The following is a 17,175-nucleotide window of genomic DNA, read 5'->3' as shown; positions in this document are numbered from 1 at the left end:
TGTCCCGGCCGTTTTAGAAAGTCAGCTGTATACGTATGATATAAATAGTTTCTCAAAAAACTGTTGTGTTTAGTGAGGTTCTATTCTGGTCAAAGTAGGATAGGAGATGATTTTAATGATTGAAGAATTAATGAAAATGCTTGAAGAACGAGAAGAAGAGATGATTAAGATACGCCGTTATTTACATCAGAATCCTGAGCTTTCATTTAAAGAGGAAAAAACGGCAGCCTATATAGCTGATTTTTACAGAGGGAAAGATGTTGATCTTATAACAAATGCAGGGAATGGATATGGCATTGTTGTCACTATTGAAGGCGGAAAGCCGGGAAAGACCGTGGCACTTCGGGCTGATTTTGATGCGCTTCCTATTAAAGAAGAACTGGATGTTCCGTTTAAATCAAAAGAGGAAGGTATCATGCATGCCTGCGGCCATGATGCACATACAGCATACCTTTTGGTTTTGGCTGACTGCTTGATCCTATTAAAAGATAAGATCCATGGAACCGTGAAAATAATCCATCAGCATGCGGAAGAAGAGCCTCCAGGCGGAGCAAAAAGCATCGTTGAGGAAGGATTTCTCGATGATGTCCATGCAATTTTTGGCATACATGTTTTGCCGATCGCCCCTGCTGGAACTGTTGGCTATCACAGCGGATATTCCTTTAATGGCCGCGCTTATTTTAAACTGAGAGTACAGGCAAGCGGCGGACACGGTTCTTCTCCGCATAAGGCCAACGATGCTATTGTTGCAGGAGCTTATTTTGTAACAGCTATCCAAACAGTTGTGAGCCGCAGAGTGGATCCGTTTCATGCCGGTGTAGTGACAATTGGTTCATTTGACGGTAAAGGGAGTTTTAATGTGATCAAGGATCATATCGAAATTGAGGGGGATGTACGCTATTCCAATGATGAAACAAAGGATGTGATGAATAGAGAAATTCACCGCATTGTAAATGGTCTTGAGGAGTTATTTGGTGTAAGCTGTGAGCTAACGTATGAACCCGACTATCCGCCGCTGTATAATGATCCTGAATTGACAGGGTTTGTCGCAGATACGCTTTCAGCGGCCGGGGATAAAGACATTATCGAGATCAAGGAATTTCCTATAATGGCACCATCGGATGATTTTGCGTATTATTTGGAGAAGGTCCCTGGCTGTTATTTTTATATTGGATGCACGCCAAAGGGAACAGAAGAACCTTACTTCAATCATCACCCTAAATTTGATATAGATGAAGGTTCGTTGTTAGTTGCTGCAAAATCAGTGGGATATGTTGTTTGCAATTATATCAATATGAAAGAAAACAAAAGCTCACACTGATGTGAGCTTTTTATGTTTGAAGAAATTCTGCTTGTAACTTCTTATTGTTTTTGAATAGATTTGATAGGCAATCTCCAGCTGTAATGATGCGATATTCCTCGCAGAATTAAAGTAACAGTAAAAAGAATATAAAAATGGTAAGACTTTGATAACCAATCCAGGCCTAAGATAAACCCGGCAAAGATGGCCCATAAAAGATATACTTCATCACGTAAAACAATGGGCTTTCGCTGAGCCAGCACATCGCGGATCATACCTCCGCCGGCACCTGTTATGGCAGCTGAGAACATAACAGCAAATAAGGGTAAATCAATTGATTGTGCATACATAGCTCCCTGAACGGCAAAAGCTGACAAGCCGATTGAGTCAAAAATACTCCATTTCGTCAAAAGCTGAACTGCGCTGCTTGGCAATAGGATGACAATACTGATGGTAATAAGGGCAACGATAAAAAGAGTCGTTTGCTGCCATAATTCTATGATCGGGATGCCGGTCAAAAGGTTCCTAATAGCCCCGCCGCCAAATGCTGTAATTAATCCTAAAACATAGGCGCCCATAATGTCGTATTTTACTTCCAGTGCAACGACTGCCCCACTCATTGCAAATGCAATGGTTCCAATTACGTTCAATACATCCCAAACCATACAATCCTCCTAATTAAGTATCTCTGTCCTTGTACCTTTAGAGGTTTACCTATTCTATATTAGAAGGCCTGCCCCGTGGGTGCGGGATACGTTCTCCAGAGAAGCGTCCGGCTGCAGCCTTCTTACCTGAGAGATTCATCTTTCCTATAGATTTGCCCCTTCGGTGACGTACAATACGTTCTCTCCCGCAGCAGTCATTCGCTAGTATTTGTTTTTATAATTATAGAGTATAGTGCAAAGGCTTGGACAGTCCATTAAGTGTCTAAGTGGACATGAAATCCTTGTGCTATGGCGTGCATCATTCTGCTTGTAGGAATTGGTGGGCCCATTTTATTAAAGCGGAAATGAAGCAGGGGCTTTCGCTGTTTTTGGGTGCGTCAAAGAAGTGGCGCTAAAACCCCTGCAATTAAAGAGGGGCTAGCATGAAGGTTATTCATCCTTCTTTTGTTTCTTTGCCAAAATCGTCCGCAGTTCGTTAATTTCTTCATCAGACAGGGAGTCTTCCTGGATGAATTGGACTAGCATGGATTTCACCGTTCCGCCATAGATTCGCTTGATAAAGGATTGAGCTTCTGCCTGCTGGCATTCATCCTGTGAATATAACGGGAAAAAGGTATAGATTCTCTGGTTTTTATTTACGCCCACTACATTCTTCTGGACAAGCCTGTCCAGAAGAGTACGGATTGTTTTGGGCTTCCAGTCTGTGCACTCTTGTAAGGATAGAATGACTTCATTAGCTGTTTTGGGTGCGCCGTGCCAAAGGACTGTCATGACTTCCCACTCGGATTCTGAAATGCTGGGAATCCTATCAGTCATATTACCGCCCTCCTTCTTTAATGAGATGAAAGAATTAATAAATACCTTTTTTCTTCAAAATGGATAATGTAATTTCAGCTGCTTTACTTCCATTGGAGTTATCTTCATTCTGTATATTCGTTGCAAAAAAATATGTGTCCTGCCCTGACTCAACATACCCGATGAACCATCCATTGATGGTTTTTCCATTTACAGTGCCTGTACCTGTTTTTCCTGAGAGGAGGGACCCTTCTTTTCCTTCTAGTTTAATGGAATCTTTCACCGTTTGGATATTCTTTTCTTTAAAACCAAATTCGTTGGCATAAAATTTTTTAAGCAGCTGAACTTGTTCCACTGGAGAAATTTTAAGGGAAGATTCCAGCCAATATTCGTCTATTCCACCAGATAGATCGCGATTCCCGTACCTGATTGTGTCCAGAAAAGTTTGAATCGTACCGGACTGCACCTGCCGGTCTAACGTCTGAAAATACCATGTAACGGAATTTTTCATTGCCGAAGTTAAATCCTGATCCGCATTCCAGGAATCAATAGGATATTTAAGTCCGTTCCATTTGGCCAAGGAGTTTTCATCCGTTATGATGCCTGACTCTAAACCAAGAAGCGCACTATAAACTTTATAAGTAGAATTTGGTGAAACCCTTAATGTGCTTTGTTTTTTATTATGAATAAGATAGTGGTCTGCTTCTTTATCATACAATACAAAGCTTCCATCATATCCTGCAAAATAATTACCTAAATCCTCATAAATAATGTTATCATCCTTAAATTTATAGCTGCTATTTTCATGAGCCATTACAGAGATAAATGGAGCCTGGCCTGCAATAAATATCCCCGCAAAAATGAGTATAGCCGCACTTTTCCATCTCAGCAGTTTTGATTCCGACTTAAAACAGGCAATTTTTTCGATTCTCGTTTTGATCTGTTTCTTTGACCCGTTTAAATGGTCTGCCAAATCGACTGTCACTGCCCTTGAGGCTTTATGGGCAAAATGAATAATGCTGTTTCCATATTCCATAAAATCCTGCTCATCCAAAGAATTTAAAACCGCTGCATCACAGGCAATTTCCCGATCCAGCCTCATTCTCTTAAAAGCTAGCCAAACTAGAGGATTAAACCAATATAGTATTTGAAAAATCACGATTAAATAATTGACTGCAGCATCTTTATTTTTATAGTGGTTCAGTTCATGCAAAAAGATATATTCTATATCCTTTTCAGAAAGCCACTTGTCAAAATGGCGGGGAAGCACCACATAAGTCTTAAAAAATCCAAACGTCATTGGGGTTTTAACGAGAGAGGACTCTCCAACAATAATACTTCTGGAAATCTTCAGTTTGTGTTTGCAGTGTTCGAATAATGATAAAAGCCTGCTATTTCTCAGGCTGTTTGTATGTTTCTTTATTTTACTGATTTTAAGCCTTGCGATCAGCGTAAATACAGCTAAAACAGCCACCACCGAAATCCAGATATAGAATAGAACATGATTTAATAATGTTAAGTCGTAGCGTTCCACCGAAACGGCTATGTCTTCCATCCAATTATTTTGCCTTAAAGGACTCTCCGCAGCTGGTGCAGTTTGAGGTTGGACGCTGCTCTTGATATTCCAAAAGGAAAATGAATCGGAAAAAGTCATGAGTTGTATTGGAATAAGAGGCAGTGGTAAAGCAAGCAATAATAGAAACCAAAGATTATAGTGGGCTTGTGCTGTTAAATGTTTTTTTAAAATGTTTTTTAACAGAAGAATGACTCCGATTGTAAAAGAAGACACCAGCAGACATTCCAAAAAAACAGGTAAAGACTGTGAGCTTGTGATCATCCTCAGACCTTCCTCGCAATATTTGACATCTAGTTTTAATCCCTTAGACAAAATGAATACCAACCATTCTAGCATCCTATTTTTACTTTATCAAATCAGGGGGATCTTGTGAAATACCATAATATCAGGGGTTTTTATCAGCGGTTGACAAATGATGACTACAAATGTAGTATTGTATTACACTTGTAGTCTACATGGTGAATTATAAGTTCAAAATTAATAAGAAAAGAGGTAATAAAATTGAGGAAACGATATCAATCTATTACTAGTAGGAATATGTTAAAAGCAGTCCGGTTATTCAGTTTGGTTCTGCTTCTTGCCCTGACTGGATGTGCAAATGGCAATCATCCATCAGAGGCCAGTGCGGCAGAAAACTCCAAAAAAACTTCTGTAAATACCAACCAAAAATTCAAACAGCTAGAGAAGGAGTTTGACGCACGGCTTGGCGTTTATGCATATGACACAGGAACGAAAAAGACTATTGCTTACAGGTCTAATGAGAGATTTGCTTACGCATCTACATTCAAGCCGTTGGCAGCTGCAATATTGCTGGAGAGAAAATCACTGGAGGAAATGGATGAAATCGTTACATACACAAGTGAAGACCTGGTTACATATTCTCCGGTTACAGAAAAGCATGTAAAGACTGGCATGACTTTAAGGGAACTCTGTGAAGCGGCAATCCGGTTTAGCGACAATACCGCAGGCAACTTAATTTTAGAGGAATTAGGTGGCCCCGATGGATTCGAAGCAGCTTTGAAAGAAATGGGGGATACTGTCACAAAGCCTGAGCGCTTCGAGACAGATTTAAATGAGGCAGAGCCAGGGGACATCCGGGATACAAGTACACCTAAAGCACTTGCAGCAAGTCTTCAAAAAGTTTTGATTGGCGATTTTTTGCCTGAAGAAAAGCGGAACCTTTTAACCGATTGGATGCGGGGGAACGTTACTGGGGATCCATTAATTCGTGCTGGTGTGCCAAGCGGCTGGGAGGTGGCTGATAAGAGCGGTGCTGCAGGTTTTGGCACCCGTAATGACATTGCAATTGTCTGGCCTCCAAACAGGGAGCCGATTATCGTGACGATTCTTTCCAGCCGGGATTCAAAGGATGCCGAATACGATAATGCCCTGATTGCAAAGACCGCGGAGATGACAATAAAGGCTTTGGATTAAAGCATTTACCAGCGGGAATTTTTCCCGCTGAAAGGTGTGAAAGGGTAATTTTATTCATTTTCAAATAACCGTTTTGTAAAAAATCGTAAGGAAAATGGCCGATTTTTGTTAACATGATCTTTATTTACCCATAAGAATAATCACACACCATTTCAATATTCCTTATCTAAAATATGTTTGAATACATATTTAGATAGGAGATGGAGAGAATGAACAAAAAACTATTAATTGGTACAGGGGTGGCTTTGTCACTGCTGTTTAGCCCAATCAGCCAGGCGTTCGCAGAAGAACCGACAATAGGAGAAAGGAAACAAGTGGATAATATAGCGCATCGAGGTGCAACAGGGTATGCACCGGAGAATACGATAGCCGGCTTTGATCTGGCTGTAGACATGAAAGCTGATTATATCGAAATTGATGTTCAAAGGAGCAAAGATGGCGAATTAGTGGTAATCCACGATACATCTGTGGATCGTACAACAGATGGAACCGGAAAAGTAGGGGATTTAACGTTTGACTATTTAAGAAGTCTCGATGCCGGCAGCTGGAAAGGGGAACAATTTGCGGGGGAACCAATTCCGACATTTGAAGAGATTCTGGATCGCTACCATGGTAAGGTTGGAATATTAATAGAATTGAAGGCTCCAGAGCTTTACCCTGGCATTGAAGAACAAGTGGCGGATAAATTAAAAGAACGAAATCTTGATAAACCGCAAAATGAAAAAATCATTATCCAATCTTTTAACTTTGAATCCATGAAAACAATGGATCAGCTTCTGCCTAAAGTTCCGATTGGTGTTCTGACATCTAATCGTGCGGATACTACAGCGGAAGCTTTACAGGAATTTTCAGCTTATGCAGATTGGTTTAATCCAAGCTATGGAATTGTCACCGAAGAATTAGTGAATCAGGTTCACTCTCTTGGCATGCAAATTGGATCATGGACAGTGCGCAGCCAGGAAGCCGCCGACTTCCTGTTCGAAATGGAAGTTGACGCCATCATTACCGATTATCCGGATTATGTTGATCCTAGAAACTAATATCTGGAAAGGAGCAGCTGCTGCTCCTTTTTTTGTTTGGAATTTTTTCCTGAATCAGGAAGGGGATTATTAGTGTTTCTATGGAATATAAACGTTATCCTTTTTCAGAGGTGAAGCTCATGAACATTAGAAAAGCGGTTTTAGCTGATTCAAAGGGTATTGCGAAAGTACATGTTGATAGCTGGAGAACAACCTATAAAAATATTATTCCTGATTCATTTTTAAGTAACTTATCTTATGAAAGGCGTACGGATTTATGGAATGGGAATATTACAAAAGAGGGAAATTATGTGTTTGTCGCGGAAAATAGCGATGGAGAAATCATCGGATTTGCTGATTGCGGCAAGAGAGGCAGTAATCATGTTCCGGAATCTGGTGACTTAACTGCCATTTACCTCCTGGAGGAATATCAAGGTAAGGGAGTTGGCAAGAGCCTATTAAGGAAGGTTTTTCTGCAATTTGAAGAACTTGGCTTCAATAGAATTTTTGTTGAGGTACTGGAAGATAATAAAACCCGTCATTTCTATGAGTATTATGGTGCAGTCTTATATAAAACTGAAAAGATTACTATTGCAGGTGCTGAATTGAATCTTCTTATATATGAATGGAGTAACATTAGGGATGTATTAATTAAATACTAATCCAGGAAACTCGTCAAACTGACGAGTTTTTTTTCTCCAGCTCTAATAGACTTTTAAAATAATAATATTATATTACCAAACTAAATAAAGAGACAAGCTCCAAACAAAAACTGGAATGACATCGCTTACATAAAATTTTTAATAATTTAAATTGACTGAAAAGTATAATTGTATTATTATTCTAACAATATATGTTCTTCGCAACACGAATGAATAGGTATTCAACTAGAGGGGGAAGGGTTTATGTCACAGCTGTTAGCGTTAGTAATTCTTTTGCTTATTTTATTCATTGGAGATTTGGTTGCGGTTCGCACAAAGGCATGGGTGCCGTCCATTTTCGTCTGTGCCGTACTGTTCCTTGCCGGCTATTGGACATTTTTTCCGCAGGACATCGTAGCATTGGCAGGAGTTCCGCCGGTTGTGGCTACGATGATGATGTACTTATTGATTACCAATATGGGAACATTGCTATCAATCCAGGAATTGAAAAATCAGTGGAAGACGATTGTGATTGCTTTGTCAGGGATTTTGGGAATTATCGCGATATTACTTGGAATCGGTACCTTTATCTTTGGATTCAAAACGGTAGTTGTCGCCATTCCTCCATTGGTTGGAGGGGTAGTATCTGCCCTGATCATGTCGGAAGGAGCAAAAGAAACGGGTCTGGCTTCTTTATCTGTCTTTGCAATCGTGATTTATGTTATGCAGGGGTTTGCGGGATATCCGCTCACATCGATTGTCCTGAAAAAAGAAGGAAAGCGGCTTTTAAAGCAGTACCGAAGCGGACAGCTTGCTTATAAGGCACAGGGACAGGCAGCTGAAGAGACGGCAGCAGCAGCAGCTCCAAAACCTGAGCTTAAGCTTTTTAGAAATATGCCGGAGAAATATAATACAGATTTCTTTAAATTTTTAAGATTGGCAGCAGTATCCTACCTTGCTTATCTGACATCGACACTGCTGGCTCCAGTTGCGAGTGTCAGTCCATTTGTACTTTGCCTCTTGTTCGGGGTTATTGCCACAAGTCTTGGTTTTCTTGAAAAGCAGGTACTGCAGAAAGCAAACGGTTTTGGCTTTGCGATCATGGCCCTGATGCTCTTTATTTTTGACGGCTTAAAGCAGGCTACACCTGGGATGATGCTTGAGATTATTTATCCGCTTGCAGGAAGCATTATTCTAGGCGTAATGGGAATGTATATCTTCTCATTTGTCGCAGGGAAAATTTTAAAAGTGAGCAAGGAAATGGCCTTCGCAGTTTCGCTGACGGCACTATATGGGTTCCCGGCTGACTACATTATTACAAATGAAGTCATTAAGTCATTAACAGAAGATGAAAAAGAGAGGGAAATGCTGACCAGCAACATGCTTCCGCCTATGCTTGTCGGGGGGTTCATTACCGTGACCATTGTGTCGGTCGTATTGGCCGGAACTTTTGTCGGACTTTTATAAGGAAGGAATTGCATCGAAATGAGTGAAGTTCAAACAGGGAAAAATGTGAATCTGGAAAAAGTACAGGTACGAATTGAAAACCATATTGACACCTTAAGCACTTATACAGCGACTCCAGGCAAAGGAACAACCAGGCTGACGTATAGTCAGGAGGATCTGCTTGCACGGCAGTATATTAAGGGGAAAATGAAGGAAGCGGGCTTGACTGTCCATGAAGATGGATTGGGCAATATCTTTGGAAAGCTTGAAGGGTCCCTAAAAGATGCACCGAGTGTTCTGATCGGCTCTCACTTTGATTCCGTCCCGAATGGGGGATCCTATGATGGGCCTGCCGGAGTTGTAGCAGGACTTGAAGTCGCTGCACTTTTCACTGAGAACGGATTAACACCAAAATATCCTTTGGAAGTTATCGCCCTTATCGAAGAGGAAGGCTCCAGATTTGGCGGCGGCTTAATGGGTTCACGCGGTATGGTCGGTTTGCTGGCTGAGGAAGAATTTAAATCATTGAGGGATAAAGATGGCATTACGACTGTTGAAGCCATGGAGAAAATCGGGCTCGATCCATCTCTTCCGAGAGAAAGAGACCAGCAGTCAGTAAAGGCTTATCTGGAATTGCACATTGAACAGGGACCTATTTTAGAAGAAAAGAATATCCCAATTGGGGTAGTCGAAGCGATTGTCGGCTTAACGCAATTGGAGGTAACCGTAAAAGGACAGGCCGGGCATGCCGGGACCACTCCAATGGACAGGCGCTCTGACGCGCTGGTTGCGGCCGCCAGGATGATAGCCCAATTTCCCGGGCTGGCTGCGGCTGAAGGAGAAGGGACGGTAGTGACAACCGGGCAATTGCAGGTATATCCAAATGGAGCCAATGTAATTCCGGACCAAACGGTCTTTTCTGTAGATATTCGCTCCGGCAAGGAAGAACATGTCCAGAATATTATTAAAAAAGTGAAAGAATTAGCAGATTCATATCGTGATAGCGGAGTAGAAATAACCGTTGAACAGCTTTTATATATTCAGCCAAAAGAGATGAATAAAGAGATTGTCAGTCTGTTAAAGGAGAAAAGCAGTGAACTGGGTTCCGCTTCATGCCCCATGAATAGCGGCGCCGGACACGATGCAATGGTTTTCGCTGATTACACACGTACTGGAATGCTGTTTATTCCAAGTAAAAACGGTCTGAGCCATTGTCCGGAAGAATGGTCTGATTCCCGGCATATTGCCGAAGCTGTCCAAATCCTGTTTGAGGCAGCAATAGAGCTAACGGAGGCGGGAGTAAGAGATGATTCATAACCAACTAAAGGAATTGATTGGGGCATATAGTAATGAATTAACAGAACTGCGCAGAAGATTGCACCGTGAACCAGAGGTGTCATGGGAGGAATTTAAAACCACCCAATATATCTGTGAGTATCTCGATGGTCTGGGCATCCCCTATAAAAGAACGGAACCAACTGGTGTCATTGCTGAAATAGCAGGCGGGAAGCCTGGAAAGACCGTAGCTTTAAGGGGAGACATGGATGCGCTGCAGGTGGAGGAATTGAATAAGGATCTGCCTTATGCATCTCTGGAAAATGGCAAAATGCATGCATGCGGACATGATGCCCATACCGCAATGCTGCTGATTGCCTCCAAGGCATTAAATGAGATAAAAGAAGAATTGCCGGGGAATGTCCGTCTTCTGTTCCAGCCAGCGGAAGAAGTAGCGGAAGGTGCGAAGATGATGGTGGAACAGGGAGCGATGGAAGGTGTGGACAATGTCTTTGGCATTCACATCTGGTCGCAAATGCCGACACATAAAGTGTCCTGTACACCCGGCCCATCCTTCGCATCAGCTGATATATTCAAGGTGACATTCAAAGGGAAAGGCGGGCATGGGGCGATGCCGCATGATTGCATTGATGCCGCTATAGTGGCATCTTCCTTTGTGATGAATGTGCAGAGTGTTGTGTCCAGAACCATTGATGCCCAGCTTCCTGCCGTACTCACCATTGGAAAAATGACGGTGGGCACAAGGTTCAACATTATCGCTGAAAATGCAGTCATCGAGGGAACAGTCCGCTGCTTCGATCCAGAAACTAGGGATCATATTGAAAAACAGCTTGAGAATTATGCTGAGAAGACGGCATCGATCTATGGTGCTAGTGCAAAAGTGGAATACATCCGGGGTTCCCAAGCGGTAATTAATGAGGAATATAGTGCAAACCTTGTACAAAAAGTTGCTTCTGAAGCTTTCGGGGAAGATCTCCTATACAATGAAAAACCAACAATGGGTGCGGAGGATTTCAGTTTTTACCTGGACAAAGCGCCTGGCAGCTTCGCCCTCGTCGGCAGCGGCAATCCAGAGAAAGACACCGAATGGGCTCATCACCACGGCAAATTCAATATTGACGAAGACGCCTTATCGACAGGCGCAGAGCTATATGCACAATATGCCTGGGCATATTTGAACGAATAGAAGTAAGATTTTAAAGCTAACTCCGCTCCTCTATATGGAGGAGCGGAGTTATTTTTGCCTAGTTCCAATTCTTCATATAATTTTTAAGGACATGAAAAAAGGAAGCAGTTAAAAAGCTCTGCTCCCCATACACTGGTGATATTTAAATTTCCTGTGATCAAGGGGAATAGGTAATGGTCAATGAATTCTACTGCTTTTGCAGTTGATTTGGCGGAATGAAGTTTAGGGGCAGTGGTCTTAAGATGACTTTTATGTCAGTGGGCATTTCAAAATCCTGCTGTGCTTGTTTTAAATAATGATACATAGCTTTCCCGCCTGTTGAATTGGCAGAGTGAACAGTTATGCGATTCGCAAATAACTGTTTTTGAACCATTATATGAACAAGCATAAGACCATTTCTCGATTTGCTAACTAAATCATGGTCTAAAGACAAGTGGTCAATTTCAAAGGTCTGAAGCAAATGGATACACTCATCGATGGTCTCAACTAATACATGACCATCAGGCGCTTTCCGATAATCATCCAGGAATACGCTTATTTTCTCCAATTTTTATCCCCCTTTCGAAGGGGTGACTAAGAATAGTCAAGTTGACCCTAAGGATTTGGTTCATGTTTCATTGTAACATATATATGTAAGCAAAGATACCAAAGAGGGATTATTTGGAAGAAACCGAACATCACCTATCTGTTTTAAAAGATAGTGTCAGCAGGTAATTGCTTTTAAGGATGGCAGCAGAGATTTCCTTCGCCCTTTTCAAGAGCTGATTTTAAACTGTCCAGTACACCTGACCAAGCCATTTGATGCCAGTTAATCGCTTCAATCCAATCATCATGATCCTTAAATCCCCTATGTTCAACGACCACTTTTGCTGAATCTTCATTGATTGCCTGGAAACTTACATGTACAGTTGTTAATTCATCCTCGTTATTCATTAAATCCTCAAATTGGTCTGGGCCTTTCCAGGTGAACTCAAGCCCATTTTCAGTAATAAGCTTATTGATTTTGCATCCCTTCGTGCTCATGCCCGTACTATTGCCGGGAATAAAATAAAGCTCATAAGCTCCGCCTTCCTTAGCTTCTATTTTCGCTTCAGGTGCAAACCATTCAGATACCCTATCTGAGATTGTCCAAGCGAGCCATACCAGATTCAGTGGTGAATTGATTGTTGTCTCATTAATAATGGCTTTCTCATTTGCCGTGGTTTTCAAAAAAATCCTCTCCCAAGTGTAAAATTATTACATTTAAATAGTAAAATTATTTTGAAAATTAGGATATAATTAATTGGAGAAAATTCGGAGAGATAGATTTTTTGTAAAAGAATAAGAAAGCCCAAAAGGAATAGATTTCTTCTGAGCTTGAAAGATTTACCTGCCGCCGTTTATTTCATTAATAAAATGCTCAATTACTTCCTCAATGCTCATCACACCGATATTTCCCACTTTACGTTTTCTCAGTGACAGGGATTGCTGCTCCATTTCTTTATCACCAATCACCAGCATGCAGGGAACTCTCTGTTTTTCGGCTTCCCTGATCTTGAGTCCCATTTTCTCTGTTCTGAAGTTGGCTTCAGCACGGATTCCTGCTTCTTCCAATTGTGATTTCACATATTCTGCATATTCTGCATGGGCATCTGAGATGGGAATGATTTTTGCTTGAACCGGTGACAGCCACAGTGGAAAATCCCCTGCGAAATGCTCAATTAGAATGGCCATGAATCGTTCAACGGAACCAAAGATGGCCCTATGAATCATAATGGGAAGATGAAGTTTGTTATCTTCACCAACATAAGCACAATTAAACTTTTGCGGCATTTGAAAATCCAGCTGGACAGTACCGCATTGCCAGCTTCTGCCGAGAGAATCCAATATATGAAAATCAATTTTCGGCCCGTAAAACGCCCCATCACCAGGATTAATCTGGTAGTTAACTCCTTGGTTTTTCAAAACAGATTCCAAGGCCCCTTCAGCACGTTCCCACATTTCCTGTGATCCCATGTATTCCTCTGGGCGTGTTGAAAGTTCAACTTTATAGTCAAAACCAAAATGGGAGTAGAACTCATCAATTAGGACAAGTATTTTATCAATCTCGGCTTCAATCTGATCAGACCTCACAAATAAATGGGCATCATCTTGAGTGAACGACCGAACTCTTAACAATCCATTTAAAGAACCTGAGAGTTCGTGTCTATGGGACTAATCCCAGTTCCGCATAGCGGAGAGGCAATTCCCGGTAGCTTCTCCGTTTGCTGTTGAAAACCAATATCGCACCCGGGCAGTTCATGGGCTTTATCGCATAATTTTGTTCATCCACATTTGAGAAATACATATTTTCATGATAATGATCCCAATGGCCGGATTGTTCCCAAAGTTCCTGTTTCATCATAATCGGTGTCTTAATTTCCTGATAGCCTGCACGGTGGTGTTTTCTTCTCCAGTAACTTTCAAGTTCATTTCGCATCACCATTCCATTTGGCAGGAAAAAAGGCATTCCCGGGGCTTCCTCCATGGATGTGAAAAGTTCCAGCTCTTGACCTAACTTTCTATGATTTATTTTTTCTGCTTCCATTTCAATTCCTCCTGATTATTAGTTATAAAAAAAGACCACACTCCTCCCAAACATAGGGACGAGTGTGGTCGTGGTGCCACCCTAATTTCACAAAGCAATCGAAAGACTGTTTTATGCTCAAAAAGATAACGGATTCCCCGATTATGGATACTCTGATCTAAATCATTCCCCATAATAGCTCCAAGGCGGTAAATCATTCCCATTTCTTCAGGGCTTGCAGCCGGTGACCCTGATCTCTGGAAAGAAAATAAAGAAAGATTCATGTCCTTATCAACGCTAACTATATAGTTTTAATAAAAATAAATAGCCGCACTCATCCCAGTAAAAGGGACGAGTGCGGCCGTGGTTCCACCCTAATTCCATAAAGCATTTGGAAAGACTGCTTTATGCTCAAAAAGATAACAGATTCTCCGATTATGGATACTCTGATCGAGATCATTTCCCCATAATAGCTCCAAGGCGGTAAATCATTCCATTTCTTCAGGGCTTGCAGCCGGTGACCCTGATCTCTGAAAAGAAAATAAAGAAAGATTCATGTCCTTATCAACGCTAACTATATAGTTTTAAATAAATAAAAAACGCACCCATCCCAGCAAAAGGGACGAGTGCGGTCGTGGTGCCACCCTAATTCCATAAAGCATGCCGAAAGACTGCTTTATGCTCAAAAAGATAACGGATTTCCCGATTATAGATACTCTGATTAGATCATTTCCCCATAATAGCTCCAAGGCGGTAAACCAATCCCAATTCTTCAGGGCTTACAGCCGGAGGCCCTGATCTCTGGAAAGAAAACAAAGAAAGATTCGTGTCCTTTTCATAGCTCATATTGATATTTTTACTGATTTTAATACACAATTTGGAAAAGGTCAAGAGAGTTAATAAAACTTTTAGACTCTAATGAAACAATCCCGATTCCTTCGATTTTTTCATCAGCGCTTTTGTTTTTCTGCTTAATGGCTCTTTTAGGAAGGTTCCAATTAATAGTGCAATGATACTGAATAGCGTCAGGACCAGGAGGTCTCTGTATACTCTCTCCCAAACAATGCCTCCAACAGCTTCTCTCATTAGATCAATGGCATAAGAGAAGGGCAGGAAGGGGTGGATGGTTTGGAAAAATTCCGGAAGCAAGGCGGTCGGATAGGTTCCGCCTGCACCCGCTATCTGAAGCACCAGCAAGACAATCGCCATGGCCTTTCCGACATCGCCAAATACAGATACTAATGTATAAACAATTAATATAAACACTAAACTGCTTATCAGTCCAAACAGGATAAACCACATAGGTGCCGCCACATCCACTCCCAGAATGATGATATCCCCTATTGTCACTACAAGGGTTTGAGCAAATCCAATGCTTAGGAAGGTGAGCAGTTTGCCGTAATAAATTTGTTTTCCCGTAAAGTCTTCAGGATGATGGACATCTGTAGCTAAAAGGGAAATTAATAGAAGGGCACCTACCCATATCGCAAGTACGGTATAAAAAGGAGTCATGCCTGTTCCGTAATTTTGGATTGGGAATAGGCTGTTTTTATTGAGCTGAACAGGTTCCTCGAAGAAACCCTTCTCTGCTTCGGGGTCATTTTGCAGCAGCTCAATGATCTCGCTGATGTCTGTCTCGCCCTGAATGTCCCGAATCCGATCGGCTAATTGATTAATCTTTTCGCTTACATATGGAAACTCTCCAATAATGTGCTTAAGCGTTTTTTCTCCTTCACCTAAGTTCCCCTCTGTATTAGCAAGGATTTTTTCGATTTCAGGCATGGCAGATTGTATTTCAGTCAGGATATTCCTGGCATTGCTCAATGTTTCCTTGGCGCTGGCCACTTCCTGGTTGATGGCTGGCCGGATGTTTTCATTATATTCTTTAACGAATGCGTCAATCCTGCCTGCAGTTGCAGCTGAATTTTCCTGAAGCCGGGTGATTAAATCATCCGCTTCCTGCTGCTTGTCTGAAAGAAAGGCATTGACCTTTTGTCCGTTTTCCTGGATTGCCTGCAGCTCCTGTTTTAATAAAGATAATTGTTCCAGAGCCTGATTGATTTGTTCCTGATTCTGGCTTGTGCCTTGTTCCTTATTGGATTCCTGCAGTTGCTTTAGTGCTGTTTCGATTGTTTCGATATTCTGAAGCGAATCCGCTATCTGCCCATTGATTTGATTACTAATTTCCTTTCCCTGGTCCAGGTTCAAATCAGAGGATTGAACCGAAGTGATAAAATCGTTCACCTTTACCGCCATATTCTGGACCTTCTCCAGATTCTCCTGAATCTGGGGCTCCATTGCATTCAGGCGATTCTCAGCCTCATTTATAAATTTCATCGTTTCATTAATGGTCTGCAGACCGTTGCCTGTTGCGCGTTTGGCATCAGGAACGAGTGCTTGTGCCTTATCAATCATTTTTTGGGCATTTTCTGCATCTGACAGGGAGCTGCTTAATAAGGAATGGATTTCAGGAAGCTTTTCCTCCATTTGAAAAACATACTCTTCGAACCGCTTTATATCTGGAAGGTCTTTCTCAATCTCCAGACCCAATTCATTAAACTTCTCAAAAATAGTGCCGTTCACGGTTGAGATGAAATTGCTCGTAATCGTATCGACAATCCCGCCTGCACCTTTTTCTGTGATTTTAGGTGCAATGGCATTAATTTTTTCATTCACATAATACTCAATTTTCGCTTTTTCGGGCTGATCTTCAATGACGGTTCCCAGCTTCTGAGAGAAATTTTCCGGAATCACAATGACGGCAAAATAGTCGCCGTATTCCACCTTATCCATAGCATCTTTTCGGTCATCAAAGTGCCAGTCCATATCATCGTTCTTCTTCAATTCCTTGACGATGTCATCACCAATATGTATGTCCTTATCCCGGACCACAGCCCCAGCATCTTCATTTACGATCCCAACGGGAAGCTGATCTGTTTGGCTATAGGGATCCCAAGAAGCCTCGATGTTAAACCAGGCATATAAAGAAGGCAGTAACGTCAAGCCTCCGATTAATACTGCTGCAACCCAATTAGTAAAAATACTTCTAATATCCATTTTGTAAATTTTCCACATGCTTTTCAGTCCAATCTGCTCGTCTTCCTAAGATTTTGTGAATAATCGGTTAAATATATTCAGAATCTCAGTGCACAACAATTCTACCCCTATAAAAAAATTGTGTAAAACCCAAAGGGCGTGGGCAATTACTTTTGGGGCTAAAGGAGGAGAAGGTTGTATGGGAAAGGTGTTTGAATTAGCTGCAACTTGGGACA

The 17,175-nt window shown here is 41.6% G+C and carries 13 protein-coding genes, 1 pseudogene, 1 riboswitch and 2 other annotated features; of the genes and pseudogenes, 7 read left to right on the top strand and 7 right to left on the bottom strand.

Annotation, left to right across the window (positions count from 1 at the left end; genetic code table 11):
* The first annotated feature begins 115 nt into the window (after positions 1 to 115).
* A complete protein-coding gene (locus DFO72_RS21705) occupies positions 116 to 1,321 on the top strand; it encodes an amidohydrolase (protein ID WP_113884197.1) in 1,206 nt (401 codons plus the stop codon).
* Between the two features lie 41 nt (positions 1,322 to 1,362).
* Here DFO72_RS21705 and DFO72_RS21700 read toward each other — a convergent pair whose 3' ends face one another.
* From DFO72_RS21700 to DFO72_RS21690, 3 genes are all read right to left on the bottom strand, one after another.
* Complete coding sequence (locus DFO72_RS21700) at positions 1,363 to 1,965, bottom strand: trimeric intracellular cation channel family protein (protein ID WP_113884196.1); 603 nt, start codon at positions 1,963 to 1,965, stop codon at positions 1,363 to 1,365.
* Positions 1,966 to 2,069: 104 nt separating this feature from the next.
* A riboswitch (glycine riboswitch) is annotated at positions 2,070 to 2,163 on the bottom strand.
* A gap of 231 nt (positions 2,164 to 2,394) precedes the next feature.
* Positions 2,395 to 2,781 carry a penicillinase repressor BlaI gene (gene blaI, locus DFO72_RS21695; RefSeq protein ID WP_113884195.1) on the bottom strand — a complete coding sequence of 129 codons (387 nt, stop codon included), beginning with the start codon at positions 2,779 to 2,781 and terminating at the stop codon, positions 2,395 to 2,397.
* A gap of 34 nt (positions 2,782 to 2,815) precedes the next feature.
* Positions 2,816 to 4,597 carry a BlaR1 family beta-lactam sensor/signal transducer gene (locus DFO72_RS21690; protein WP_113884194.1) on the bottom strand — a complete coding sequence of 594 codons (1,782 nt, stop codon included), beginning with the start codon at positions 4,595 to 4,597 and terminating at the stop codon, positions 2,816 to 2,818.
* Positions 4,598 to 4,873: 276 nt separating this feature from the next.
* On the opposite strand from DFO72_RS21690, the gene bla reads away from it, so the two are divergent.
* The 6 genes from bla to DFO72_RS21660 all read left to right on the top strand — a co-directional run bounded on the left by bla (position 4,874) and on the right by DFO72_RS21660 (position 11,358).
* Positions 4,874 to 5,770: a class A beta-lactamase gene (bla, locus tag DFO72_RS21685; protein ID WP_181782375.1), complete on the top strand. Its 897-nt coding sequence runs from the start codon at positions 4,874 to 4,876 to the stop codon at positions 5,768 to 5,770.
* Between the two features lie 209 nt (positions 5,771 to 5,979).
* A complete protein-coding gene (locus DFO72_RS21680; RefSeq protein ID WP_113884192.1) occupies positions 5,980 to 6,810 on the top strand; it encodes a glycerophosphodiester phosphodiesterase in 831 nt (276 codons plus the stop codon).
* A gap of 119 nt (positions 6,811 to 6,929) precedes the next feature.
* Entirely contained in the window at positions 6,930 to 7,451 is a 522-nt protein-coding gene (locus tag DFO72_RS21675; protein ID WP_113884312.1) for a GNAT family N-acetyltransferase, read from the top strand.
* A gap of 243 nt (positions 7,452 to 7,694) precedes the next feature.
* Entirely contained in the window at positions 7,695 to 8,897 is a 1,203-nt protein-coding gene (locus tag DFO72_RS21670) for a hypothetical protein (protein WP_113884191.1), read from the top strand.
* An 18-nt stretch (positions 8,898 to 8,915) separates the two neighbouring features.
* Entirely contained in the window at positions 8,916 to 10,193 is a 1,278-nt protein-coding gene (locus tag DFO72_RS21665; protein WP_113884190.1) for a Zn-dependent hydrolase, read from the top strand.
* Positions 10,183 to 11,358, top strand: coding sequence for a M20 family metallopeptidase (locus DFO72_RS21660; protein ID WP_113884189.1), 1,176 nt, complete (start codon positions 10,183 to 10,185; stop codon positions 11,356 to 11,358). Before DFO72_RS21665 ends, DFO72_RS21660 begins: the two co-directional genes overlap by 11 nt.
* A 187-nt stretch (positions 11,359 to 11,545) precedes the next feature.
* Here DFO72_RS21660 and DFO72_RS21655 read toward each other — a convergent pair whose 3' ends face one another.
* The 4 genes and pseudogenes from DFO72_RS21655 to DFO72_RS21640 form a co-directional block, all read right to left on the bottom strand.
* A complete protein-coding gene (locus tag DFO72_RS21655; protein ID WP_113884188.1) occupies positions 11,546 to 11,905 on the bottom strand; it encodes a cyclic-phosphate processing receiver domain-containing protein in 360 nt (119 codons plus the stop codon).
* A 173-nt stretch (positions 11,906 to 12,078) separates the two neighbouring features.
* A complete protein-coding gene (locus tag DFO72_RS21650; RefSeq protein ID WP_113884187.1) occupies positions 12,079 to 12,567 on the bottom strand; it encodes an SRPBCC family protein in 489 nt (162 codons plus the stop codon).
* Positions 12,568 to 12,723: 156 nt separating this feature from the next.
* A pseudogene (thrS, locus tag DFO72_RS21645) lies at positions 12,724 to 13,924 on the bottom strand (threonine--tRNA ligase).
* A 51-nt stretch (positions 13,925 to 13,975) separates the two neighbouring features.
* Positions 13,976 to 14,207: a binding site (T-box leader), on the bottom strand.
* Positions 14,208 to 14,518: 311 nt separating this feature from the next.
* Positions 14,519 to 14,751 (bottom strand) — a binding site (T-box leader).
* A 67-nt stretch (positions 14,752 to 14,818) separates the two neighbouring features.
* Positions 14,819 to 16,978: a YhgE/Pip domain-containing protein gene (locus DFO72_RS21640; protein ID WP_113884186.1), complete on the bottom strand. Its 2,160-nt coding sequence runs from the start codon at positions 16,976 to 16,978 to the stop codon at positions 14,819 to 14,821.
* Between the last annotated feature and the right edge of the window lie 197 nt (positions 16,979 to 17,175).

This window comes from Cytobacillus oceanisediminis (genome assembly GCF_004366035.1).
Classification (GTDB): domain Bacteria; phylum Bacillota; class Bacilli; order Bacillales; family Cytobacillaceae; genus Cytobacillus; species Cytobacillus oceanisediminis_C.
The sequence above is the reverse complement of the archived record's forward strand: the minus strand, read 5'-3'. Positions and strand labels throughout refer to the sequence as shown.